Source organism: Candidatus Binataceae bacterium (assembly GCA_035294265.1).
In the GTDB taxonomy this organism is placed as follows: Bacteria; Desulfobacterota; Binatia; order Binatales; family Binataceae; genus DATGLK01.
This window is the reverse complement of the sequence record DATGLK010000006.1, coordinates 1-24,837: the sequence shown is the minus strand read 5'-3', so window position 1 is coordinate 24,837 and position 24,837 is coordinate 1. Positions and strand designations below refer to the sequence as shown.

The 24,837-nt window shown below is 60.6% G+C and carries 22 protein-coding genes and 1 tRNA gene; 17 read left to right on the top strand and 6 right to left on the bottom strand.

The genetic code is table 11. From position 1 onward, the window contains the following. Positions 1–57 precede the first annotated feature (57 nt). Positions 58–1,380, bottom strand: coding sequence for a Rieske 2Fe-2S domain-containing protein (locus tag VKV28_00740; GenBank protein HLH75305.1), 1,323 nt, complete (start codon positions 1,378–1,380; stop codon positions 58–60). A 179-nt stretch (positions 1,381–1,559) separates the two neighbouring features. Here VKV28_00740 and VKV28_00735 point away from each other — a divergent pair, with 179 nt between their 5' ends. The 3 genes from VKV28_00735 to VKV28_00725 are packed head-to-tail and all read left to right on the top strand — an operon-like array spanning position 1,560 to position 3,513. Continuing rightward, positions 1,560–2,018: a helix-turn-helix domain-containing protein gene (locus VKV28_00735; protein ID HLH75304.1), complete on the top strand. Its 459-nt coding sequence runs from the start codon at positions 1,560–1,562 to the stop codon at positions 2,016–2,018. Between the two features lie 26 nt (positions 2,019–2,044). After that, positions 2,045–3,217, top strand: a complete 1,173-nt coding sequence (locus VKV28_00730) for a hypothetical protein (GenBank protein ID HLH75303.1) — start codon at positions 2,045–2,047, stop codon at positions 3,215–3,217. After that, positions 3,214–3,513 (top strand): MoaD/ThiS family protein, encoded by a 300-nt coding sequence (locus VKV28_00725; GenBank protein HLH75302.1) that lies wholly within the window; start codon positions 3,214–3,216, stop codon positions 3,511–3,513. The genes VKV28_00730 and VKV28_00725 overlap by 4 nt, the downstream gene beginning before the upstream one ends. 38 nt (positions 3,514–3,551) lie before the next feature. Here the strand turns inward: VKV28_00725 and VKV28_00720 are convergent, their stop codons facing one another. Further along, positions 3,552–4,013 carry a hypothetical protein gene (locus VKV28_00720; GenBank protein HLH75301.1) on the bottom strand — a complete coding sequence of 154 codons (462 nt, stop codon included), beginning with the start codon at positions 4,011–4,013 and terminating at the stop codon, positions 3,552–3,554. A gap of 253 nt (positions 4,014–4,266) precedes the next feature. Here VKV28_00720 and VKV28_00715 point away from each other — a divergent pair, with 253 nt between their 5' ends. Continuing rightward, positions 4,267–4,848: a superoxide dismutase gene (locus VKV28_00715; protein ID HLH75300.1), complete on the top strand. Its 582-nt coding sequence runs from the start codon at positions 4,267–4,269 to the stop codon at positions 4,846–4,848. 64 nt (positions 4,849–4,912) lie between these two features. Here VKV28_00715 and rpoD read toward each other — a convergent pair whose 3' ends face one another. Then, positions 4,913–6,655 (bottom strand): RNA polymerase sigma factor RpoD, encoded by a 1,743-nt coding sequence (gene rpoD / locus VKV28_00710; GenBank protein HLH75299.1) that lies wholly within the window; start codon positions 6,653–6,655, stop codon positions 4,913–4,915. A gap of 485 nt (positions 6,656–7,140) precedes the next feature. Here rpoD and sufT point away from each other — a divergent pair, with 485 nt between their 5' ends. Continuing rightward, complete coding sequence (gene sufT, locus VKV28_00705; protein HLH75298.1) at positions 7,141–7,677, top strand: putative Fe-S cluster assembly protein SufT; 537 nt, start codon at positions 7,141–7,143, stop codon at positions 7,675–7,677. 112 nt (positions 7,678–7,789) lie between these two features. Here the strand turns inward: sufT and VKV28_00700 are convergent, their stop codons facing one another. Both VKV28_00700 and VKV28_00695 read right to left on the bottom strand, forming a co-directional pair. Beyond that, a complete protein-coding gene (locus tag VKV28_00700) occupies positions 7,790–8,710 on the bottom strand; it encodes an endonuclease/exonuclease/phosphatase family protein (protein ID HLH75297.1) in 921 nt (306 codons plus the stop codon). A gap of 89 nt (positions 8,711–8,799) precedes the next feature. Continuing rightward, positions 8,800–10,869 carry a thioredoxin domain-containing protein gene (locus VKV28_00695; GenBank protein HLH75296.1) on the bottom strand — a complete coding sequence of 690 codons (2,070 nt, stop codon included), beginning with the start codon at positions 10,867–10,869 and terminating at the stop codon, positions 8,800–8,802. A gap of 459 nt (positions 10,870–11,328) precedes the next feature. On the opposite strand from VKV28_00695, the gene VKV28_00690 reads away from it, so the two are divergent. The 3 genes from VKV28_00690 (at position 11,329) to VKV28_00680 (ending at position 13,512) form a co-directional block, all read left to right on the top strand. Continuing rightward, positions 11,329–11,526, top strand: coding sequence for a helix-turn-helix domain-containing protein (locus tag VKV28_00690; GenBank protein HLH75295.1), 198 nt, complete (start codon positions 11,329–11,331; stop codon positions 11,524–11,526). Between the two features lie 114 nt (positions 11,527–11,640). Further along, a complete protein-coding gene (locus VKV28_00685) occupies positions 11,641–13,383 on the top strand; it encodes a glycosyltransferase family 39 protein (protein ID HLH75294.1) in 1,743 nt (580 codons plus the stop codon). Between the two features lie 53 nt (positions 13,384–13,436). Continuing rightward, positions 13,437–13,512 (top strand) — tRNA-Thr (locus tag VKV28_00680). Positions 13,513–14,511: 999 nt separating this feature from the next. On the opposite strand, the gene VKV28_00675 is transcribed toward VKV28_00680, so the two are convergent. Next, complete coding sequence (locus VKV28_00675) at positions 14,512–14,832, bottom strand: hypothetical protein (protein ID HLH75293.1); 321 nt, start codon at positions 14,830–14,832, stop codon at positions 14,512–14,514. 211 nt (positions 14,833–15,043) lie between these two features. Between VKV28_00675 and VKV28_00670 the strand changes: the two genes are divergently transcribed. From VKV28_00670 to VKV28_00630, 9 genes are all read left to right on the top strand, one after another. Next, positions 15,044–15,421, top strand: coding sequence for a helix-turn-helix domain-containing protein (locus VKV28_00670; protein ID HLH75292.1), 378 nt, complete (start codon positions 15,044–15,046; stop codon positions 15,419–15,421). A 366-nt stretch (positions 15,422–15,787) separates the two neighbouring features. Further along, complete coding sequence (gene dndB / locus VKV28_00665) at positions 15,788–16,918, top strand: DNA sulfur modification protein DndB (GenBank protein ID HLH75291.1); 1,131 nt, start codon at positions 15,788–15,790, stop codon at positions 16,916–16,918. 17 nt (positions 16,919–16,935) lie between these two features. After that, positions 16,936–17,184 carry a transcriptional coactivator p15/PC4 family protein gene (locus VKV28_00660; GenBank protein HLH75290.1) on the top strand — a complete coding sequence of 83 codons (249 nt, stop codon included), beginning with the start codon at positions 16,936–16,938 and terminating at the stop codon, positions 17,182–17,184. A 66-nt stretch (positions 17,185–17,250) separates the two neighbouring features. Continuing rightward, positions 17,251–18,159 (top strand): ParA family protein, encoded by a 909-nt coding sequence (locus VKV28_00655; GenBank protein HLH75289.1) that lies wholly within the window; start codon positions 17,251–17,253, stop codon positions 18,157–18,159. Beyond that, entirely contained in the window at positions 18,156–18,740 is a 585-nt protein-coding gene (locus tag VKV28_00650; GenBank protein HLH75288.1) for a hypothetical protein, read from the top strand. The genes VKV28_00655 and VKV28_00650 overlap by 4 nt, the downstream gene beginning before the upstream one ends. A 23-nt stretch (positions 18,741–18,763) precedes the next feature. Then, positions 18,764–22,813, top strand: coding sequence for a hypothetical protein (locus tag VKV28_00645; protein ID HLH75287.1), 4,050 nt, complete (start codon positions 18,764–18,766; stop codon positions 22,811–22,813). Between the two features lie 22 nt (positions 22,814–22,835). Next, positions 22,836–23,072 (top strand): DUF4160 domain-containing protein, encoded by a 237-nt coding sequence (locus VKV28_00640; protein ID HLH75286.1) that lies wholly within the window; start codon positions 22,836–22,838, stop codon positions 23,070–23,072. A 34-nt stretch (positions 23,073–23,106) separates the two neighbouring features. Continuing rightward, positions 23,107–23,385, top strand: coding sequence for a DUF2442 domain-containing protein (locus tag VKV28_00635; protein HLH75285.1), 279 nt, complete (start codon positions 23,107–23,109; stop codon positions 23,383–23,385). Between the two features lie 12 nt (positions 23,386–23,397). Continuing rightward, on the top strand, positions 23,398–24,837 hold a 1,440-nt coding region (locus tag VKV28_00630; GenBank protein HLH75284.1), incomplete at its 3' end, for a phospholipase D-like domain-containing protein.

The window sequence follows — 24,837 nt, the reverse complement described above, 5'->3', positions numbered from 1 at the left end:
CGTCAGCCGCTCGTTGTCCTCGTGTGTCAGCATCGCGTGTTGCTTGGGGTCCGCAGCTCAGGCGGAGCGCGGTGGCGCCACGATAGCGGCCGCGCATGCCGAGGAACGGCCCGGGATGAGATAGGCGGCGCCCTCCTCGTAAGGCACCTCGCGCTTGAGGATTACCGACGCCGAACGGACGTTATACGCATCGCCCTGCATCGCCGCGCGCGGCGTCTGCCCCTGGCGCACTTCTTCGGCCAGCCGCAGGATGAGCCGGCGCCAGGCGATAATGGCGGTGTCGGAGGTGCCCAGCCGTTCACGGCTGCGATCGACAATCGGGCCCATCCCCTCCTGGACCGCGCTGTCCTGGTTGGGGATACCGACAATGCCGGTGAACTCGACCGTCTTTTGCAGCTTGCGGTCGATCAGATAATCGTTCTCCTTGTTGCGCAAGGGATGGTAATGCTCGTCCACCGGACCCCACATCCCGCCGCGCCCGCCATGGAAGGCCAGTTCGGCGTCACTGAACTCGCGATGGGGATTGGCGGTGAAGGTCCAGGTCCAGGTTGTATGATCGTCGATCGGCACCCAGGCGTGGCCGGCATAGGGCACCGCGCTGGAATCACGGGCCGAGGTCACCGGCGGAATCATGGTGTAAAAAGGCAGCAGGCATTGGGTCAGCCGCCAATAATAGGAATCCTGTTCGATACTGCGCCGGGCCGCGATTAACAGTCCATGAGGCGCTTCTTTGACGATGAACACAGGATGGCGATCGGCGGCGTGATATGGCGTTCTCCCCGCGCCCAGCGAGGCTTCCAACCCAACCCCATCCACCCGACTGTGCAGAAAGGAGATATGGCTGGAGTCGATGCCGCCCTCCACCGCCTGCGCCCAGTTGCAGTGTTGCAGCCGCTTGGTGGCGGTGCGCTGGCGCGGTGGCAAAGTTGACCATTCGAACTGCGGCAATTGCGGTTGCAGCTCGGGCGGTCCCATGTATATCCAGACCACCCCGCCGTGGAGTGCCGTGCGATAGGCGGTCAGCTTGATCTTGTGCTTGAAGGCGTGCTCCGGTGGCTCCGAGGGCATGTCCACGCAATTGCCCGCCACGTCGTACTTCCAGCCGTGATAGACGCAGCGCAGGCCGCATTCTTCGTTGCGTCCGAAAAACAGCGGCGCGCGCCGATGGGCACAGTAGGCGTCAATGATCCCGACCCGGCCCGCGCTGTCGCGAAACGCCAGCAGGTCTTCGCCTAACAGGCGCAGCCGCACCGGCTCGCCGTCGGGCTCGGCCAACTCCTCCTCGAGCAGCGCCGGCATCCAGAAACGACGCAGCAATTCACCCATCGCAGTGCCTGCACCGACGTGGGTCAAAAGCTCGTTGTCCTCTCGTGCGAGCATCGAAATCTGCTCCTTGTTTCGCAATCGAATCTGATCGTCGTTTAACAATAATCGGGAGGTTTTAGAAGCCTCGCTCGCAACTCGATCTTTTGCTTGGTCCGGCAGCTTAGGCTCAGTGGCATGACGCGGGGGAAGACCACTTGTGTTTTGCAAGTTATCCGATTAGGTTTAGGCGAAACATGGCGAGGAGGGCCGAGTCGCAGCCGCGTTCGGGATGCCCGGTAAGCATATCTTTGGAGCTGTTGGGCGATCGCTGGTCGTTGCTGATTGTTCGCGACCTGATGGTCCGAGGCTTTCGAACCTACCAGGACTTTTTGCGATCGGGCGAAGGAATTGCCACCAATATCCTGGCCGATCGGCTCAAGCAGTTGGTAGCAAGCGGGATTGTCGAGAAACGAGTGGACCGCGCAGATAGGCGCAGGCTCAATTATCGACTGACGCGTAAGGGAATCGATTTGGCGCCGGTGCTGCTGGATCTGTTGATTTGGGGCGCGCGCTACGAGGCCACGGCCGTGCCTGTTGCGTTGTTGGAGCGGATGGAAAAGAACCGAGAGCAACTGCTGGCGGAAGTACAGCGGCGATGGCGGGAGGGAGACGCCACGCCGCTACAGGTAAATGGCTGCTGGGTGTGGCCTTAAAAGCTTAGAGTTGGAGGGATGAAGCGATGAACGTACGGGTCCTGGTTGGCACCCGCAAAGGGGCGTTCATTCTGAGCGCGGACGGCAAACGGGAGGCGTGGAGCGTGGCGGGACCGCACTTCGCAGGCTGGGAGATTTACCATATGAAAGGCTCGCCCGCCGACCCCGATCGGCTCTACGTCTCGCAATCCAGCGGCTGGTTCGGTCAAGTGATCCAGCGCTCCGACGATGGAGGTCAGAGCTGGGATGCGCCCGGCGGGGGCGTGACCAAATCGCCCCAAGGGCTGCCACGGGGAGAGAGCAACCGCTTCATTTACGATACCTCGGAGCACGGCCGGCCCCTGACTACCCATCAATGGTACGATGGCTCGCAACGGCCGTGGGAGTTCAAGCGGGTCTGGCATCTGGAGCCCTCGCTGAGCGATCCCGATTTGGTCTATGCCGGGGTCGAGGATGCCGGTTTGTTCCGTTCCAGCGACGGCGGTCATACCTGGCAGGAGCTGGCGGGACTGCGCGGCCACGCTTCGGGCCCCAACTGGCAGCCTGGGGCGGGCGGGATGTGCCTACACACGATCATTTTGGACGGCCACGATGCGGCCCGTATGTTCGTTGCGATTTCGGCCGCGGGAGTGTTCCGCACCCAGGACGGCGGGCTTAGCTGGCAGCCCGCCAACCGCGGTCTGCGCTCGCCCTACCTACCCGATCAGGACGCGGAGGTAGGCCACTGCGTTCACCGCCTGGCGATGCATCCTGCGCGTCCGCGGGTGCTTTTTATGCAGAAGCATTGGGATGTGATGCGCTCCGATGACGGCGGTGATTCCTGGCATGAGATCAGCGGCGACCTGCCCACCGATTTCGGCTTCGCGATCGACGTTCACGCCCATCAACCCGACACCGTCTATGTAGTTCCGATCAAAAGCGACGCCGAGCATTATCCGCCCGAGGGTAAGCTGCGAGTCTTTCGCAGCCGCACCGCGGGCAATCAATGGGAAGCACTCACCAATGGCCTGCCGCAGCGCGACTGCTACGTTAACGTTTTGCGCGATGCGATGGCCGTGGACAGTCTGGATCCGTGCGGGATCTATTTTGGGACCAGCGGCGGCCAGGTTTATTGCTCCAGCGACGAGGGCGATCATTGGGTTCCGATCGTACGGGATCTCCCGCCCGTGCTCAGCGTGGAGGTCCAGACGATGTCATGACTATCCGGGTGGTGCTTCCCAGCCATTTGCGCCGCTTGGCGCGAATCGAGGGTGAAATCCAACTTGCCGTTGAGGGTGTTGCCTCGCAGCGCGCGGTGCTTGACGTTTTAGAGGAGGTTTATCCCGTCCTGCGCGGTACCATCCGGGACCACGTCACGCAGCGCCGGCGCCCATTCATCAGGTTTTTCGCCTCGCAGCAGGATCTATCCCATGAATCGCCCGAGGCGGCGCTACCGGACGCAGTTGCGCGCGGCGTCGAGCCGCTGCTCGTAATCGCCGCCATCGCTGGCGGTTAGCAGCTCCGGCTCTGCGGCCCGCCAGCGCGAGCGAAGGGTTAGTGCCTGTTGCGAATCTGGGTCCGTACCAAGCGGCCTGCTTCGAAATAATCCACGCTGTCCGCGACTCCGCAACCGTCGGGGTCGTGCTCGACCATCGCCAGCACGCCATGGCGGTAAATCTCGACGGTCTCCGGCTTGCCATCGAAGTTGTCGTCGCGTGCGACCTGGGCTAGCTTGCCCTGATCGAATTTCTCGACCAGATCGATGCGGCCGTCGAAATTACGATCCTTTTCGACTTGGACGAGCTGTCCGTGCCGATAAGTGTCGATCACGTCGGGTTTGCCGTCGCGGTTGGTATCGAAGGCCTGTTTAATCTCGGAATCGCCGATCCGGTACACCCATTCGTCGGTGCGGCCGTCATGATTGCGATCGTAAACCGCGCTGGGAGTGGGGGAATGGGCGCAGCAGGCGAAGGCAAAGCTCAGCAACATGCATCGCAGTAAGGTTACGCGCGCCACAATCCAGCCTGTACCCCAACAGGCTAAGTATCGCAAGCCACGACCTGCGGCCCGCCCGCGGCCAGGGTGGAGAGCGGGCCTCTTAAGCCTTGACCCCGGAGCTACGGGTACTTATCGTCGGGATCGAAACAGCACACGTAGCCGATACGGGCGGGAACTCAACGGTGGTTGTGGCCTTGAGTGCAGCGCGCCGTGGGCCGTCCGGTGGGGCTTGGTGCCAGCCAGCAGTGAAAGAGCAGAGGAGTTGGTCAACATGGCGTTTAAACTGCCAGATTTACCCTACGCCAAGGATGCCTTGGCGCCCCACATTTCGGCGGAGACGCTGGAGTTCCACCACGGCAAGCATCACGCCGCCTACGTCAATCGGCTCAATGAGCTGATTGCCAACACCCCCAACGCCTCGGCTTCGCTGGAGGATATTATCCGCAAAGCCGGGCCGGGTGCGCTCTTTAATCAGGCCGCCCAACACTTCAATCACAGCTTTTACTGGGACTGCCTCAAGCCGCATGGCGGGGGCGAGCCCGGAGGCAAGCTGGGCGATGCTATCAAGCAGGCCTTTGGGAGCTTCGAGCAGTTCAAGAAGCAGTTCACCGATGCCTGCGTGGGACAATTCGGTAGCGGATGGGCCTGGCTGGTGCGCAAGGGCGACGGCAGCTTGGCAATCTATTCCACCCCTAATGCTGAATGTCCGCTGACCCGCAGCGATACGCCGATTTTGACCTGCGACGTGTGGGAACACGCCTATTATATCGATTATCGCAATGCGCGGCCGGCCTACGTCCAGGCCTTCTGGAACGTGGTCAACTGGGATTTTGCCACTGCCAACCTGAAGTAGGCGAAAATAAAAAAACGAGCTCCTTCTTTCGGAAGGAGCTCGTTTTGCTTCAATCCCGGGTTGATTATTCGCGCTCGACGAAGCCCTCCAGATTGCGCGAGCGCGCGGTGGTGCGCAGCTTGCGCAGCGCCTTGGCTTCGATCTGGCGAATACGCTCGCGAGTAACCGCGAACTGTTTGCCGACTTCCTCCAGCGTGTAATCGGTCTTCTGACCGATTCCAAAACGCATTCGCAGGATTTGCTCTTCGCGCGGGGTCAGGGTAGCGAGCACCTTGCGGGTCTGCTCGCCTAAGTTGGTGTGGATAGCGGCATCCACGGGTGAGGGCGCCAGCTCGTCCTCGACAAAATCGCCTAGCGAGCTTTCCTCTTCATCGCCGATCGGAGTTTCCAGCGAGATCGGTTCCTTGACGATCTTGAGCACCTTCTGGACCTTGTCCAGCGGCATTTCCATCTGCGCCGCGATCTCGTCGGGCCCCGGCTCGCGTCCCAGCCGTTGGACCAGCAGGCGGGTGACACGCAGCAGCTTGTTGATGGTCTCGACCATGTGAACCGGTATGCGGATAGTGCGGCCCTGGTCGGCGATCGCGCGCGACATCGATTGGCGAATCCACCAAGTGGCGTACGTGGAGAACTTGTAGCCGCGCTGGTACTCGAACTTGTCCACCGCCCGCATCAGGCCGATGTTGCCCTCTTGGATCAAGTCCAGGAAGCCCAGCCCACGATTGGTGTAGCGCTTGCCCAGGCTTACCACCAGGCGCAGATTGGCTTCGGTCAGTTCCTTCTTGGCCCGCCGGCTCTTGGCCTGACCGGCTTCGACTGTTTGGATAGAACGGGCCAGCTCCTCGCCGCTCGCCTTGACCCGCCGTTCGATCTCCTTCATCCGCTTTTGGGCCTCGCGGATGCGCGCGGCGATATCCAGCAGATTTTCGCGCGTGCCGTTGATTTTCAACAGATGGCGGCGGTCCTCGGCTTCGCTGGCCTCGCGCAGAAGCTGGCTCTTGCTGCGACCAGTGGCCTGCTCGTAGCGGGCAATCGTGGCGACGTCCTTGTTATGCTCGGCCAACAGGCGTTTGAGTTCGTCGATTACTGCCAGCCGCACTCGCGGCGACAGCTGCATCTCCTGGAGCTCTTCCTTGACGCGTTGTTTGAGTCGCTCGTGCTGTTTTTCCAGTTTGGGCTTGAGCCGCGGCCCGGGCTTGTTGCGCAGCGCTTCTTCGGTCTCGTTGAGCTTCTCGCGCAGCTTGGTGAGTTTTTTGGTAAAGGCCAGGAAGCGCTCGCGCTGCGCCTCGTCGGCCTCTGGCCCCTTCTCTTCGTCGGGGTCGGGCTCCTCGTTTTCCTCGAAGACGTCGCGTAGGTCGGCTTCGCCCGCCTCGATCCGTTCGCCCAGATGGATCAGGTAATCCAGCATCACGGGCGATTTGAGAACCTCTTCTTCGACCTCGTTTTCGCCCGCCTCAATGCGCTTGGCGATCTCGACTTCTTGCTCCCGGGTCAGGAGCTGGAAGTTGCCCATTTCTTTGAGGTATAGGCGTACCGGGTCGGAGGATTCGCCCACCGATTCGGCGGCTTCCTCCTCGGGCTCTTCCTTGGACTCGACTTCAGGCTCGCTGTCGGCATTCTCGCTGGGGACTTCGTCGAGGACCTTGATATCCATGTCCTCGAAACTCTCCAACGCGGCGCGTAAATCGCCAGGCGAAGCGACGTCCTGGGGCAAGAAGTCGTTGACCTGATCGAACGTGAGATAGCCCTGCTCACGCCCTAAATCGACCAGCCCCTGCAGATCCTTGCCTTCGTATTTGCTTTTCATTCCTTTTCCGTCGAAAGCTGGTGAAAGACCGCGAAGTTGATCTTAATGGCGCACCGCGCCGCGGAACACAACTTCCCGGCGCGATTTCTCACAATTCAAATCGTATGAGTCTACGCTGTTCCCTTCTTGCGAGTCAAACCTCCTATTACCCGTTTCTAATCTAACCATCGCTGCTCGCTGCGCCACGACCAAAGCCAGCTGTATCCAAGCGGTTTTTCAATTGCTCCAATACCAGTATACTGCGAAAGACGGCTGCAAGATAAACGAAACGAGCAGGCCACCTGAGCCGATGGACACGCGAAGCGCGCTGGAAATTTTGCTTTTACTGGGCGGTGGCCTGTTTGTGCGAGCAGCCATTCTTTATCTTGGCCGACGCTGGCTGGGCTTCGGGCGCCGCCTACCCCCCGGCGTGGTCGGTTCCGCGCCACCCGCTCGCCCCGCGCATCGGCGTCGCTAGTGGGCCGTATTAAGGAGAGATTGTTGCCATGGAACAAGTAACCCTTAACCGCGACTGTGAAGCGGTGCAAATTCCCTCGGGCCAAATAATCCATCTTACCGCAGGCACCGACGTTTACGTCACCCAATCGCTGGGTGGTTCCTTCACCATCCAGGTTCCCACTCAAGGTGGCCTTTACCGAATCGCCGGGCGTGATGCCGACGCCTTGGGCAAGGAGGCTGTGACGTCCGCGCCGATGGCCAGCGGCGGTAACGACTTGGAAGCGATGGTTTGGGAGCAGCTTCGCACCTGCTATGACCCTGAAATTCCAGTTAACATCGTGGATCTTGGGCTAATCTATGCACTTAACTTGGTGCCTAAGGCAAACAACCAGTACGCGGTGGAAGTCAAGATGACACTGACCGCCCAGGGTTGCGGGATGGGGACTTCGATTGCGATGGATGCGCGCCAAAAAATTCTCGATTTGCCAGGTGTGGTCGAAGCCAACGTCGATGTGGTCTGGGATCCGCCCTGGACTCCGCAAATGATTTCGCCCGAGGGGCGGGAGCGTTTAGGACTGGACTGAATAGACGTTCTACCGTGATGATATCTGGCCCGCGCTCGACACTCTGGAGGGAAGGCGTAGCCTAAAATTTTTGCGATCGGGCCTTGACCGACCTTGCATCACCATCTCGCGCTTAAAGCGCGATTTCGCACATTACAGCGTCGTGGTCGGAAAAGCGCCGCCCCCGATAGGAGGCAGATACGACCTGCGAGCGTCCGCTTATCACCGCCAGCTCCCGGGCCGCAAGCCAGTCCAGTTTGGGCCGCAGCCATCGTGGCCACAGCGCGGTGGGGGTGAAGGTCGGCGCCATCGGTTGATTGGCCTCTTGCGCCTGGAACCCGGCGCGCTCCAGATCGGCGAATAGGGGCTCCCAGGGGCGTGGTTCGCGCAGACGACGCGGCGCGCATAGCAAGCTTAGCGAAAATGCCGCGCATTGGCGCGCATTGCGCAAATCGACAGTGACGGTATTGAGATCGCCGCCTAGCACGGCGGGGCCGGTGGCGGGAATCCGCGCTAATATACAGCGCATCTGCTCGGCGCGCTCCACCGGGGTGGCTCGATTCTCCAGATGAGCCACTGCGACGGTAATTCTTTTGTCCGCGATGCTTAGGCTGGCGCGCAGTGCTCCGCGCTGTCCCACCCGCTCACCCCACCAACGCGGGTTGCGGGGCAGATGGCGGCGGGTCCAATCATAAAAAATCGGTAGGCGAATTGCCTTGACCTCGTGCAGAGGCCAGGCCGACAGGATGGCGTTGCCGAAGAAGCTGCCCATTGGTTCGCCGTGGCGCGCGAAGCCGAACTCGGGACCAAAGGCCATGCTCAGCTCGAGGCTGTCGGCGAGGCGGGCTGCGCTTTCCACTTGTGCCGAGCGCGGCAAGCGCCAATCCAGTTCGCATAGCAGGATTAGCCCCGCACCCGCCAAGGGTGGCTTGCGCAGCCATTGCGCGAGCAACTCCGTGGAGCGCCCACCACGCGCGTTGAAGGCGACCACCTTAAGCAGCGGACCGAGGTTGAGCGCGGGGCGATTAACTACAATAGGCTCCAGCACCGCCATACCAGGCGTGCCTGCCCCTATTCGGGCGAAATCGTGGACCATCAACAAGCCTGATACAGGATACTCAGTCGCCGCAATAGACAATACGATCAGCTTAGGTCGGCCGCCAGCTCATCCCACGTCGTGCGTGGCGGCGAACAGGTAAAATCGCGGCAGACGTAGGCGGTCGGACGGCCGTCAACCTGGCCCTTGCCGATCAGCGCGGGCGACAGAAAACCGCGGTCGGGATTGGCGGGATCGACTACGAACAGGGCGCGATTAGGCAAATAGCGTGCGCCGAGGCGGCGATGCCATTGGCCGATGGAGGGCGCTGTAGGGTCGCCCACCAAGACAATCTCGGTGGCCCGGCGCGCGTAGAAATCGGCCACTTCCAACATATGAGAAAAGCTGAAGGGTTGCTCCGCCATCGGCTTAGCGAACAATTTCAGCGTGTCGCTCGCCGCTTTCCACCACCGCTCCTCGCCGGTGTAGGCGTGCAGCCGCAACAGGGCCAGGGCGGCGTCGCTGTTGCCCGAAGGGGTCGAGCCGTCGAAGGCCGGCTTGCCCCGTACCACCAGCCGCTCGTGATCGTCCGAGGTGAAGAAGAAGCCGCCGCGCTCGTCGCCGAAACGATCGATGACGACCGAGAGTAGGCTCGCCGTCTGCTCCAGGTAGCGCCGCTCCAGGCTGGCCTCGTACAGGTCAAGCAAAGCATTGGCCATCGCGGCGTAATCTTCCAGGTAGCCGTTGAAACGGGTAACCCCATCTTTGAAGGAACGATGCAGGCGGGTGCCGTCCCACATGGTTGACATGACAAAGCCGGCGGCACGCCGCGCTGCTGCAAGATAGCGTGGCTCGGCCAGCGCCCATCCGCCCTCGGCTAAGGCCCCGATCATCATGCCATTCCAGGCCGCCAAGATTTTTTCGTCGCGTGCCGGATGGACCCGCGCTTGGCGCGCCGTGAACAGGCGGGCGCGAATCTCACTTACTCGCCGGCCCATCGCCTCCGTACTCAGCTTGAAGCGCGCGGCGGCTTGCTCCAGGGTGAGCGGACGGTGCGGCACGTTGCTGTCCTCGAAGTTGCCCTCCGCCTCGATACCGTAATAGGCGATGGCGATGGCGGCTGAGTCATCATCGAGGACTTCGCGCACCTGGGGCTGAGTCCAGACGAAGAACCTACCCTCTTCGCCCTCGCTGTCGGCGTCCTGGCTGGAATAGAAGCCACCTTGCGGACTTTGCATCTCGCGCAGTACGTAATCCAGTACGTCGCGCGCCACCGTCAGGAAGTCGGGGCGTGCCAGCGCGCGCCCGGCATCCAAATAAAGCCGTGCCAGCAGGGCATTGTCGTAGAGCATCTTCTCGAAATGTGGAATTCGCCATTGGCGATCCACGCTATAGCGATGGAATCCGCCGCCGATCTGATCATAAATACCGCCGCCCGCCATCTGGCTCAGCGTGTGCTCGACCATCGTGGCCCACTCCTTTTCCTTGGTCCGGTCGAACATCCGCAGGAACAGCGAAAAGACAAAAGTGTTGGGAAACTTGGGCGCGTCGCCCAGGCCGCCGTAGGTCTGGTCACAATGCGAGGCCAGGCCGCGCGCGGCCTCCGCTACCAACTCGCCGTCAAGCCGCGCGGGGATGGCCTCCAAGGCGCTGGAGGCACGCAGCACGCGCGCGATTTCGCTCACGTTGTGGGCGACATCGTCGGGCCGTTGGCGAAAGACCTGCGCGATCGACTGCAGCACGCGTGTGAAGGCGGGTAAGCCGTGCCGCTCCTGTGGGGGAAAATAGGTGCCGCCGAAAAATGGCTCGCCTGCCGGGGTCAGAAACATCGTAAGTGGCCAGCCGCCCCGTCCGGTCATCGCTTGCACCGCTTCCATATATATCTGATCGAGATCGGGCCGCTCCTCGCGATCGACCTTGATGGGCACGAACAGTTCATTCATCAGCGCGGCAGTCTGCTCGTCCTCGAAGGATTCCCGCTCCATCACGTGGCACCAGTGGCAGGCGGCGTAGCCGATGGAAAGCAGAATGGGTTTGTTGGACTCGCGCGCCTTGCGCAGAGCTTCCTCGCCCCATGGATGCCAATCCACGGGGTTGTAGGCGTGCTGGCGCAGATAGGGGCTCTGCTCGTGGATCAAGCGGTTAGGGCGGCGCTGGGAGGAGAACTTTTCACTCATAAAACCTCGGCGCGCGGCCATATTTGAGCCCGGCCGGCGGCGGAGTAACATTGATAGCGGACATTTGTGACAAAGAGTATCACGCTCGGATCCGCCTCGCCACGCGTGCCGTCGTCGCCGGGTTCGAAGGCGGCGCTTTGTCCGCCTGCGCGAAAATGCCAGTGCCAAGCCGCATTAGAGAGGTTTTACTTGGTCCATGACGGCAGTGTCCGCGTGCCTGCGCGCGGTGCAAGCGCGTGAGGCTATTGCTTAGCGGCATTTGTTCACGAAGACGGATGCATCCATTGATAAAGAAAAAGTTACTTGATTTGGCGGCCCGCGCATAATTAACTATATAAGCAGCAAAGCGCGGAATTACGTGACATTCCCAACCAGTACACTTTAATCCGCGACACAGGCCTCACGAAAATTCCGTCCTGGTAATATTTATACATATATATTGCCAATTAGGAGTTTATCATGGCTTCCAAGATAATGACGGTTAAGGAAGTGTCTGATTACTTGCACGTCCATCCCTCGACTATCTATCGGCTTCTCAAGCGCGGCGAGCTACCGGCCTTCAGGGTGGGTAGCGACTGGCGTTTCAACACTGAATCGATCGACGAATGGCGCGAGCGCCAGGAGGCCAGTCAGCGTGCCATGACCAGGCGGCCTTGACTGCGCCACCAGCGCTGGTCGTGGTCGTGACGAACAGGCCCGCCGACGGCGCGGCAAGCGCAGCGTGGGTGGGGCTCTCTACCTGGGGCGAGGAAATCATTACAATGCGCCGCGATGGTTGTTGCGGTTGAATTGAAACAACGGCTGTGGCGGCCCAGCCCGTGGCGAGCGCGATGGGCGGCGGCGGGTGTGATGGTTGGCGCGGCGGCGCTGTTCTTAGCCCGCCTGGGGGCGCGCGCGCTTTGGTCATCGGAGGGGCGTTGGGCCGAGATCGTGCGCGAAATGCGCCTGACCGGCAATTACTTCTGGCCCACCATCAACGGGCACCTTTATTTCGACAAGCCCCTGCTTTCCTACTGGCTCATCCTGGCCGCCACTCCGCTGACCGGTGGCGCCAGCGAGACCGCCGCGCGCATCCCCTCGGCGCTTGCCGGATGGCTTGGGGTAGTGGTGCTGATGGTGCTGGGGCGGCGCCTTTACGACCGTGGTACCGCGGCCGTGGCCGGACTCATCCTCGCCACCAGTTACAGTTATGTCTTTTTCTCTCGTCATGCTGCCGCCGATGTGGAAACCGTCACCGGCACCTTGGCGGCGATTTGGCTGTTTGCCGCCGGGTGGCCCAGGCCCCAGGGATGGTGGCTGATGCTGTTTTGGCCCGTGATGGCTCTGACGTCACTAACCAAGGGATTGATTGGATTCGCCCTGCCGCTGGCGGTGTGCGGGAGCTATTCGATAATCGAGCCCGGCAGCGCCGAACTCAGGCGCCATTTGGGGCAGGGCTCTGCCGTCGCGCGCCTCCGATGGCTGAGCGGGCGGCTGCGCTGGCTGTTCAACCTTAAGAGCGTACTGGCGATCGCGTTGGGCCTGCTGATCTATTGGTTGCCGTTCGCGGCTTCGCAGGCGCGCAGCCATTCCGACGCCGGCATCTACATGGTCTTTCGCGAAAACCTGGTGCGTTATTTCGCCCCTTTCGACCACCGCGGTCCGATTTATCTGTACGTCGAAGCAATTTTCGTCCTGATGGCGCCATGGGCGCTGTTTCTACCTGCTGCGCTGGTCCAACGCCATCGCCGGCTGGCAGAGCAGCCGATTCGTGGCGGAATCAAGTCCGAACTATTTGTGCTCACCTACTTCTGGGCGACTTTCATCTTTTTCACCTTGTCGCGATCGCGTCGCAGCTACTACCTGTTGCCCATCCTGCCCGCGGCTGCGCTGCTGGTGGCGCGCACCCTGCGCGACTATGCCGATTCGATGGTGCCGATGGCGCGCCGGCTGATGCAGCTAGGCTTTGCTATTCTGATGCTTGGGGTTGTGATCGGCGGGATTGGCTACCTGCTGCCGCCATCGTGGCGGGTAGGTTCGCTTCGCCTGCTGCCGGCCTCGCCCGACCGAGCTCTGTTCGCGATCTTATGGTTGATCGCGCTAGCCGTGGCCGTAGGCGCCAGCCTCAAGTGCGAGCCGCGCCGCGTGGCCTTGGCCACAGGAGTGATCGCCTACGCGGGGATGTTTTTTCTGTTTGTCTTTGCGATGCCGGCGGCGGAGCCCTATCGTACCGAGCGCGCCTTTGCGCGAGCGGTAAGGGTCGAGGTCGGCAGCCAGGCGCCGGCGGACCTGGCGCTTTATCGTCTATGGGGACCGGGGCTGGTGTATTACTTGGCGATGCCTAAGCCGATCCCGCAATTCGATAATCCTGCCGCCCTGCAGGCGTACGCCCGCGCCCGCGGCGGTCTGTGGGTGATCACGCGTGGCCTGGATCGGGCCGCCGTAGGGGGCAGGGTGGTTTTGCGCGAGCCGCTGATGGCTTGGGATCCGCCCTCGGAAGCCCGCGGCCGCTACCTTCTACTGCACCTGCCTTGATACTCTTCCGCCCGTCTTGGCGCTGGGCTACTCTTGAGCTTCGCGTTTTTTGAGCCACCCTAGCTCAGTCGGTAGAGCAGCTGATTCGTAATCAGCAGGTCGTCGGTTCGAATCCGACGGGTGGCTCCAAGAAAATCAAGGGTTTTTTCCCCGCTCAACTCCTCAAGATCGTCCGTGGTGCCTATCTGGTGCCTCTCACGCGCGGAAACCGTGCTGGGGAAGTGGGCGTAGACGGGCGGTGTCCGGTCAGCCATCTGTTCAGCCATCTGTTGAGATGCAAGAGAAGCGGTCTTTGGGTTCTGTCACCCTGAAATGAGGGGTCGGCAAGAGGGTTCGCCAGCGATACGCACGGCCAGCTACGTCTGGGATTTTCGCCGTCGCAGTTTTCAAAAGGCACTGCCCCTTTTATCGGCGCCTTAGGCGCTTTCTGATGCGAACCTTCCCCGGAAGTCTCTCGTATTGATGGCTGACACGTTTCGCCGTTGCGCTCCTCACATATGCAAGCGCACGTCTTTCGGAACTGCAACGAATCGTTCTCTGCTGAGCCTTATTAGCCCAGTAGATGCGCCTACCGTGGCCCGCTCCTCGAATTTCGATTGAGCCCCACTTCACGACCACTACGGACTTCTGTCTTCGAATGCTCCAAGCTTTGGATGTATAGCCTGATCTGTTCGAGCGATGAACCCCGACCCGCAGATACTTCGCCATCTGTCATCTCTCCCTATACCGGATTCCTCAATCACGCAGGCGCGTAGGGTCTGGCGCCGCTTGAGAGCTTTCGGGCGCTAGCGGACCCGAGCGTCGAGCACATCTTTCGGACGAGCACCTTTCCGTTAACCTTCTGGTTGTCAGGCCAAATGAGTTCGACCGCAAGAACCTTCGTCGATATCAGGCACCGCCTTAGATAGGACCGAAGTTGAGACGCTCGAACTCCTCCGAAAAGGCGTTTGAACGATCGGCACTCGAACAACATATTCCCGCGCACCGGCCGCCATCTTCGTCGCCTTCCCTCCTGTTACCACAGCCGCGGGGTCGCGCTTGCCAGCTCCTGAACTCGGACGAACTCGGCCCGAATGTCAGTCCAAGTCCCCTTTTTCGTGGGATGTATGCGCGCGACCTTTGCCAAGGCTATTTCCTCCTGCCGCTTATCAGACGTTCGCGAATCACCTCAACGCCTTCATCGCTTGGATTCAGTAGAGCCGTAATAACGTCCCACCCCGGGAAGCTATGCGTAAACAGGAGCACCTTCTTGGGAGCCGATGCCGGCAATTCCGCCGGGAAGTGTTCGAGTCCCAGGCTTTTCAGATTCTGACTGATCATCTCGCACACGTTTCGACCTAACTTCTTAGGCGGCTTTGCACCCATGGCCTTTCGTAAATCGTCCATCTTGATCGCGCGAATGCCCGAGTTCCTTTCAACCTCAGACCGGATTTCTCGGAATGTCTTCATCAGTGAAGTAGCCTATTATATTGTTCTGTCTCATGTCAATGATTTTGGTAATTTAGTCGATTTGGCTAGAGTCAACGAAAAACGAATCGGAGAGGAACGGCAGGGAAATGGTCCGCCATCTTCGCCGCCAAGTGGGCTGCAGTGCGCTTACCCGTGGAACTCGAGCGCATTGTGATAAGCATCCCGCAGGCGCTGGCCACGCGCGCGCATCGTGCTGGGCAGCGCGGCCGGCGAGAGCATGCGCGCGCTGGCAGCCAGGCTTGGGGTGACCGAGCGAACGGTTTGTCTGTGGCGGCGGCGCTACCGCGAGGCGGGAGTGGCCGGGCTGCGTACACTGCCGCGCGCGGGCCGGCCGCGCCAGATTACTGCAGCCAGGGAGAAGGCGGTGCTGAGCGCGACACTGCGCAGGCCCGCGGCCGCGACACATTGGAGCACCCGCCGCCTGGCCAAGGCGGTGTTCGGCTCCGCGCATCGGGCCGAATACCTGGCGGTGATCCACTTCGGATCGCATTTGAAACGTCGTTGCATCGCTGGTCCTCTTTTGCCTTCGCCCGCTTCCGTCCAAGCGGCAGGGCGGTTTGGTTCGTAAAAACCGAACCTTTCTTTCCCCCTCGGCCCTTCACCCCTGTTTGAAAGCGAGGGAGGAAAGAGATCCGGTTGCGAAGCGAAGCGGAGCTACCAATGAGCGGGGCGCAGCAATTCAAGGCCGCCGTGACAAGCGCGAGCGGTCCCGATCAGGGATGGCGCGACGGACTTGAGCGGAGCCGCGCAACAGAGAGAACGAAGGCGGGTTATGTCCTACGTTAGGCTTGAGTCGAGCCGACGCTCCTAAAGAAGCGAAAATTTACTGGAACTCCAGTCGCAGTTGGTTGACGTACGTCGATGATTGACGAGTTGTACACTTGACAAGAGAAACAGGACGCTATACAGTCTATGTGTCAATTTCAAAGGAGCGATGAACGAGATGATCCTTTCGTTTCCGGCGATGCGCGGCCACATGGGCAAGCGCGACTATTTCGTGACCATGGTGAAGCTCAGCCTCGTACCGAAGCTGTTTAGATTTCGTGACTGGGCCGAGCTACCGCCCGAGCAGCGGGCGCAGCGCGTGATCCAAAAGAGCCGTATTCCGGAGATCACGCAGTACATCCTCGACAACGAGGACGGCTATCTGTTCTCATCGCTAACCGCATCGTTCGATTGCGAGCCGAAGTTCATGGCGGCGGATAGCCGCGACGACATTGGAGTCCTGGAAATTCCGTTCGATGCCGACCTGGTGATCAACGATGGCCAGCACCGGCGAGCCGCGATCGAAGAGGCGTTGAGGGAGAACCCCAAGCTTGGCGATGAGACCATCTCGGTGGTGCTGTTTCCTTTTGAGGATCTTGGCCGGATGCAGCAGATGTTTTCTGACCTCAACCGCACGGCGCGTACCACCTCGAAGTCGCTCAATATCCTGTACAACCAGCGCGACCTGATGAGTCAAATCACGTTGACCGTCACGGAGCGTGTCGAGGCCTTCAAGGGATTCGTGGACAAGGACCGGGTATCGCTTGCGCTGCGATCGCCCAAACTTTTCACGCTTGCCGCGATTTACGATGCGGTCAATGCGCTACTCGGATCGGTCGTTGACGCCGACTATGACCGCAAGCTCGCGCTGGCGCTGGATTTCTGGGAAAGCGTAGCCGAGAACATGCCGGAGTGGGAGAAAGTCAAGAACGGCGATCTAAAGCCGATGGAGTTTCGTCAGGAATTCATCCATTCGCACGCGGTGGTGTTGTGTGCTCTTGGTTCGATGGGCCAGACGCTGATTTCGACGTACCCGGATGACTGGAAGTCGCGCCTTCGAGGACTGCGCCAGATCGACTGGCGCAGGACAAACAAGGAATGGCAGGGCATCGCGATGTCAGGCCCGGACGTGGTGAATCGGCGCCAGAATCGAATGGATACGGCATCCTTCCTCAAGCTAAAGATGGGCCTGAAACTCACTCCGGCAGAAGAGCGGTCGATAAAAGGGGCGACCGATATATCCTCGATCATGAACGATCTTCGTAAATTCGCTGGCGAAGCCTCAGCCGCGGAAAACTAAGCTCGGGGGCAACTTCGGTGGATGACTCAAGCCAGCTGGTCGCGCAGTTTGAGAAGAACTCCAAGGAAGAAGTCCGAGTCAGCATCGACGACTTCCGCGGGCGGAAGATTATCAACATCCGTGTCTACTACCGCTCCGACAGCGGTCAGTGGCTGCCCGGCAAGCAGGGCCTGGCACTGGCTGTCGATCGTTATCGCGATCTCGCCGATGCTGTTCTGAGGCTGGGAGAGGAGCTACAAGCTCAGGGCTTGCTGGTTTCCAAATGAGCTTCAGTCCGCGATCGTCCAGTTCCGAGGACGCAAACAACGCGAAAGGCAAGGAGGGGTCGGACCATGCCGACCAATTGGAGTCCGAAGTTGATAGCGACAATTAACTTCAAGGGCGGCGTCGGAAAAACAACTGTCACCTGGTGCATGGCTGATACCTTGGCCCTTTTTCCAAATCAGAAAGTGCTAATGTTCGATCTCGATGCGCAAATGTCACTAACGCAAGCAATCGCGCTAAACGAGGACAGTGGCCGCCTGGAAGACCGCTTCGGCAAATGGTACGAGACTTCAGTTCAACGTAAGAAGACGATCTTTGACGCCATCGAAGCGTTCACGCGCCCCAGGGCCAATTTCGATTTCCCGATCGGATTCGACGTAATCTATCAAATTTCAGATCAGCTTCACTTCGTTCCATCAGTTGAAGACCTGTACTGGCTGGAATTAGAGGTGTTCGACCGCGAGTCGATGCGCGATTTCATTCGCAGACTCATCGGAAAAATCACGAACAGCCCGAGAATGCCGAGATATGACTACGTGCTATTCGACTGCCCGCCGTCGTTCACGCTCCTTTCCTACAGCGTTCTGACCTGCGCGGATCTGGTGCTGATCCCGGTGAACCCTGATTTCTTCGCATCCAGGGGTACGAGCTTGATTCTGAATTCGCTGAAGATGCGAATAGAACCGCATCCGCTCCCGAAGATCGGTGTGTTCATGAACAAGACGAAGACATTCGGGCGTGACCAAACCACAGGTCGGTGGCGACCTACAAATGAATCGGCTTTCTACATACGGGAAGTAGGCCGGGTCTGCTCAGAGGCGTCCAAACGCGAGAACATAGAGGCCCGTTTCTTTGATTCGTTCATTCGCGAGCGCGTGGGCATCAAGAGAGCAATCACAGGTGGCGGCGTGCCTGCGGACTTGGTGCCTGACTTCCGCACCTTATGGCAAGAATGCAGGGAGCTCCTTTCACAATGACTGAGCAAAATATATCGCCGAAAGAGGAAGACGTAATCGCCCTTGCGGGCGAGATGCGAGAATTGAAGGAAATCCTGCGCGAGGTTTCGGGCAAGCTCGGTCGCATAGAAAAGCGCCTGCGAGCATTTTTTCCCAGCTCCTTTCCGTCTGCGAAAACTGGGCGCGTGAAGCTTCCCCAGTTGAACGACAGCCCTCCCACAATCACGCCCCAACAGGCGCTCGACCTTTATACCGAACTGATTGACCTCGCTCGCTCTGGGCAAGAGCGGCAGGTTGAAACACGGGTTGCGGAAATGGGGCTTGGGAATCTTGCATTGTTAGTCAAGGAGCTAGGCGCACCGTTAGGCAAGAAGCCGAGCAGGCCTGCTCTCATGAAATCTTTGATGGGACGGTTGAAGGAGAGCATCATGCTTTCCCGACATACGAATCGTCCGGCCACCACGTCCTTCGCAGAAGATTCCGGCCGCGGAAATAACGAAGAGCCCGGCCAGGCGAGCCAAGCGCCTGCAGCCGACGGTGCCGTGTCTGGAAAACAGGGTGAACATGAGACGCGCAAGAACGAGTCCTCGCACAAGGGTTAGGGGCCACGCCTGAGTCGACACGAATGAACTTTTTGGAAGACCATGACCTGCGGCCCCTTGAGATTGGCGATGCGCGCTCCTTCCACCCTGTAGGGCTGGCGCTCGGCAGGGGCGCGCAGCCGGTTGAAGTAGCGGTCATCGAGGTCGGCCATCGGCCCTCGCTTTCCGATCTTCGAACTCTCTGGAAAGCGCGGCTCAAGGGCCGTGCCACGCCGCTCCTTGTCGTCGCGCTGTACGACGGTCGCGCCGCGATCTGCGGCCCGGCGGGTGATCAACCGCCCGCCTACGCGGACCTCGATCCGGACTTGGTCGAGCGAATTTGCCGCGCTGCGTTGGAGGAACCCGACCGTCATGCCGCCTTGCGCCGCCTTCATGCGGCGATTCCCAACGTCCAGACATCGCTGGCGGGACTGCGCAACGAAGGATTGTTCGCCACCCATCAGCTTGAGCACGACGTACGCCGCCGCCCGGACTGGTCGGATGCAAATTCCCGCGCGACGCCTCTACTGAAGGAGCGCGGCGAGGCTTTGCTTCGCGCGCTCGGCTTCAGTGTAGAGCCTTTGACCGCCGGGCCTGGCTCGATTTTGCGTGCGGCTGGCACGCGAACCGCTCTCGCTGTTTTTTTGGATCGCAACGAATCACCGGAAACGCCTAGCCGTCGCTTCTCCGATCATTCACCGATCACCTGGGCGCTCAACGTGGCCGATCAGGAACGGCTTCGCTACGTGATCGTTTGCAACGGAGCGCAGGTCCGCCTCTACCTTACTGAGCTTGGCCGGGGCGTTGGGCAGCGTGCCCGAACTGAAACGTACGTCGAGATCGACCTCGACTTTCTGAAATCGGCAGAGGCCGGTTATCTCTGGTTGCTGTTTTCCGCTTCAGCGCTGGGCGCTGGCGGCTCGGTCGAGGAAATCCTTGAGCAGTCGCACCGCTTCGCCGCCGATCTCGGTGAGCGGCTGCGCGAGCGCGTCTACCAGGACGCGATTCCGCGCCTCGCCAAGGCTTTGCTCGCCGCGCGCGGATTGACGCATCCCAACGCCGAGCAGCTCGCCGAAACCTACCAGATGGCGCTGGTGCTTCTTTTCCGGTTGCTCTTCGTCGCCTACGCCGAAGATCGCGATCTTCTCCCGTACCGCACCAACGGCCTGTACGAGACGCGATCGCTGAAGCATAAGGCGACGGAGCTCGCTGAGCTGGCTCGCAAGACCCCAAACGTCGCCGACATTCAAAGCGGTGACGCTTTCGACCGCGGGAACTCGCTTTGGGAAGAGGTCAATCAGCTCTTCAACGCGATCAATCAGGGCCATACCGAGTGGGGGGTGCCCGCCTACAACGGCGGCTTGTTCCTCAGCGACAAGGAAGTTTCTCCGCTCGGTCATGCGCTGGCGCAAATCAAGCTCAGCAATCGCGACTTCGGGCCGGTCCTTTTCTATCTGCTTGTTGATCAGACACCCGAGGGATGGGGTCCGGTTGATTTTCGCAGCCTGAGCGTCCGCGAGTTCGGCACGATCTACGAAGGGTTGCTCGAAAACGAACTCTCGGTGGCGCCGGCCGACCTGGCGGTTACGTCCAAGGGCGAGTATCGCCTTGCGCGCAGCAAGGATGAAATCACGGTGCGTGCCGGCGAGCTTTATCCGCACACTCCTTCGGGCGCGCGCAAATCGACCGGCTCGTACTTCACCAAGCACTTCGCGGTCGACCATCTGCTTGACCATGCGCTGGAACCCGCCCTCGACGATCACATTAAGCGCCTCAATGCGCTCGATGATCGCGCCGCTGCCGAAGCTTTCTTCGATTTTCGCGTCGCCGATATCGCGATGGGCTCCGGCCATTTCCTGGTTGCGGCGATCGACCGGATCGAACGCAGATTCTCCAACTACCTGACGGCGCGTCCGCTCGTTGACGTGTCGGCTGAACTCATCCGATTGCTCGGTGCGGCCAAAGCGGAACTGGAGAAGGTGGGACTTGCCGATGGCGTCGTGATCGAGGGTACGCAGCTTCTTCGGCGTCAGATCGCCCGGCGATGCATCTATGGGGTCGATCTGAACCGAATGGCGGTAGAGCTGGCGCGGCTCAGCATCTGGATTCACACCTTCGTTCCCGGCCTTCCGCTTTCGTTCCTGGATCACAATCTCATCGAGGGCAACTCCCTGGTTGGCATCGCCACCGTTGCGGAAGCCGAAGCTACCATCAAGGAGATGGCGGGAGACTTGTATGCCCTTTCCACTGAAGAGTTGATCGGGAAGGCGCGCGACTCCCTGACGAAACTGGCGCGGGTTTCCGATGCGAACGCGGCCGAGATCGCAGCCGCCCGCCGCGCCGCTAAAGAAGCCCGCGAGGCTGTCGCTCCGGCCGAAGCGCTCTTCGACATCCTCGCCGCGGCTCGCATCGACGATGAAGTGCGCGGTGTGGTCAACCGTGAAGCGAGTCATTGGAAGAACCGGCTGGACCGGCTGCCCGGATCGACCACGCACAAGAAGGCGCGCGAAGTGCTCGAGGCGATTCCGCCGCTGCATTTTCCAGTCGCCTTCCCGGAGGTCTTTCTGCGCGAGCGCGCCGGCTTTGACGTGATCATCGGCAATCCGCCGTGGGAAGAGGCAACGGTTGAAGAGGATCGCTTCTGGACCCGCTACGATCCAGGGTTTCACTCGCTGCCGCAAGGCCAGCAGGAGTCGACGAAAAAACGGTACCGCCGCGAGCGACCCGATCTGGTCCGCCTGTACGAGGAGGAGCGGGAAAAAGCGGAACTTTTGCGCCACGTGCTTACCAGCGGGCCGTTTCCGGGCATGGGGACCGGCGATCCCGACGTTTACAAGGCGTTTGCCTGGCGATTCTGGAATCTAGTCACGGAGCGCGGCGGAAGGATCGGCGTGGTGCTGCCGCGCTCCGCGTTCGCCGCGCGCGGCAGCGAAAGGCTCCGGCAAGAGCTTTTCGCAAACGGGACGGTCGCCGACCTTACCTTTCTTCTAAATCGCGGGGGATGGGTCTTCGATGACGCCGAGCATCGCTACACGATCGCTCTCGCGGGTTTGCGGAGAGGTTCAAATGGAAAACGCGAGGTCCCACTTCGCGGGCCTTTCGCGGACTACGGCAGATACGCCGACGGGATGAAGCGGGAACCGCTGCGGTTCGCAATGGATGAGGCCCTTTCATGGACCGATACCGCAGCGCTGCCGCTGCTCCCCGATGATGAGTCGGGCGAGATCTTCGCGCAGCTTCGCAAGGCGCCGCGACTCGATTTAGACGATCCGAACCCTTGGCGTGCGCGGCCCTACCGAGAGCTTGACGCTACCAATGACAAGAAGCTGATGAAGCTCGGCGAGAAGCCGCCCGATGGCTTCTGGCCGGTGTTCAAAGGCGAATCGTTCGATATTTGGACTAACGACACCGGTTCGTATTACGGGTGGGCCGATCCGGACAAAGTCATTCCCGTTCTTCAGACAAAGCGCCAGCGCAGCGCTAGACAGGCGCGCTCACCGTTCGCCGGCTTCCCGCTGGCCTGGTTCCGGGAGTCAAAGACGCTGCCGTGTTGGTCGGCGCGGATCGCCTTCCGCGACGTGACCAATCGAACCAACCGGCGCACGGTCATCGCCGCGCTGCTGCCGCCGAAGGTCTTTGTCACGAACAAGGCGCCGTATTTTCTCTGGCCGAGCGGCAACGAGAAGGATCAGGCGTTCTTGCTCGGGGTCCTTTGCTCACTTCCCCTCGACTGGTACGCGCGACGGTTCGTCGAAGTGAGCCTTAACTATCATGTGCTGAATCCGCTCCCGATTCCTCGCCCGAGCCGCGAGAACCCGCTATGGCAACGAGCCGTCGCACTCGCCGGGCGGCTCGCGTGCCCGGACAAACGCTTTCGCAGTTGGGCGGAAGCGGTCGGCGTGGAATGCGGACCGCTCCCCGACGACGAAAAGCAGGACATGATTCACGAGCTCGACGCCGTCGTGGCCCGTCTCTACGGCCTCTCCGAATCGCAACTCGCGCACATGTTCGAAACTTTCCACGAGGGCTGGGACTACGCCGACCGCCTAAAAGCCACGCTTAAGCACTTCCACGCCTGGGAGAAGAAGTCATGAGCCCGGCGGCAGAGGCAAAGCGATGCCGGAATTGAGCCGGTTTTTTGGAATCATTATCCGCATGTTCTACAGCGACCATGAGCCGGCGCATTTCCATGCGATTTACGGTGAGTATGAAGCATTGATCGAAATCGACACTCTGGCCGTGTTCAGAGGAAGCTCACCGCGCCGCGCGCTCGCGCTGGTGTCGAATGGGCAGCGCTGCATCGCGACGAACTGCGCGAAGACTGGGGTCGGGCGCGCGCCGGAGAAACGTTGAATGAGATCGAACCGCTCGAGTGAGGTTAAAGGCCATGGCTCTTCTGAGAACTCGTGAAGCGCAACCGCTGGAAGGTTTCAAGCTGAGGCTCACGCTTACCGATGGCTCGGTCATCGAACGCGATGTGTCGCGCCTGCTTGTGGGGCCGGTGTTGGAAAAAATTCGGAGGGATCCGGCGCTGTTCGCCCAGGTCCGCGTCGAAGGCGGCACAGTGGTATGGCCGAATGGCGCCGATCTTTGCCCCGACGTTCTCATCTGGGGCGGGCCGCCGCCCGAAGAAGGGCGACAGCCGGCTCCTCCTGCGCAGGCGTGAGGCGAGGACGCGATGGCAAAGAGCGAGCACCAGATACCGCTGATCGAGCCGGAGATGCCGCTGTTCGATAGCAAGCGGGGCGATTCGGAAGTGGCCGCGGCGCTAGAGATTCCGGACAAGCCTGAGTTCGTTGATAACCGGGAACTGCGGCTGGTCGATGCGCTCAGGAGCCATCTTGATTGGCTGCGTGAAACCTATGCGAAGCCAGTCGAGCTTTCCGTGGCGACAGGCTATTTCAACCCGCAAGGTTTCGGAATGCTTGCCGATCGACTCCGGAATCTGGAGAGGACCCGCCTGCTGCTCGGTGCCGAACCATTGCCGCCGCCGGCGATTCCGCTGCGCATGCCCGGTGAGCCGCGAGGTGAGAAACTCGAGGCCAAGCTCGTCCGCGAAGAGCTGCGAAAGAATGACGAGGGGCTGGCGCGCGACCGCAACCTGGTTCCGTTTGCCCCGGATGATGATCGCGCGCTTGCAGAGCTGCTTGAGTTCCTGAAGAGCGGCAAGATTGAAGTGCGCCGGTTCGAAAAGGCATTTCTGCATGGAAAGGCCTTCCTCTTCGCAAGCGACGAAGGGGTAATTTCGGGCTCGTCGAATTTCACCGCCGCCGGGTTGACCAGCAATCTGGAATTGAATCTCGGCCGCTACGATCCGACGCCGGTCAGGAAGGTCCGCGATTGGTTCGATCGACTATGGTCGGAGGCCGTTTCGTATGATCTGGCCGCGCTATACGCCGCGCGGTTTGAGGCTTACGACCCATATCTGGTTTTCTTGCGTGTGCTCTGGGAGCGTTACGGCTCCGAACTGGAGGATGAGGCGGCCGACAGCGGCCGGATTCAGCTCACGACCTTCCAAACGGACGGAATCATCCGCGCAAGGCGCATCTGCGATCGCTACAACGGCGTCCTTATCGCCGATGGGGTCGGCCTCGGAAAAACCTTTGTGGCTGGCAAGCTGCTCCAGGACGCCATCGAGGGCCGGCGCCAGCGGGCGCTTCTGATTGCTCCAGCGGCCCTGCGCGACGGAACATGGAAGCGGTTCGCAGACGTGCATTCGCTGTACATGGAGTGCGTGTCCTACGAAGAACTCGCCGATGATATTCAGCTCGGCGGGACCCGAGGTCACCTTAAACAAAAGGCGAACGACTATGCCCTGGTGGTGGTTGACGAGGCTCAAGCCTTCCGCAATCCGCTTACCCGTCGGGCCCAGGCGCTGCGCAAGTTGCTCGAAGGCCATCCATCCAAAACGCTGGTCCTGCTTTCGGCAACGCCGGTCAACAATTCGCTCTGGGATCTTTACTACCTGCTTTCGTACTTTCTGAAGCAGGACGCCGCCCTGTCGGACCTCGGACTGCGCTCGTTGCGAGAAAAGTTTGCTGATGCGGTCAAGCAGGATCCGGACGACTTGTCGCCGGATGCCCTGTTCGACGTACTCGATGCGACCACGGTGCGCCGC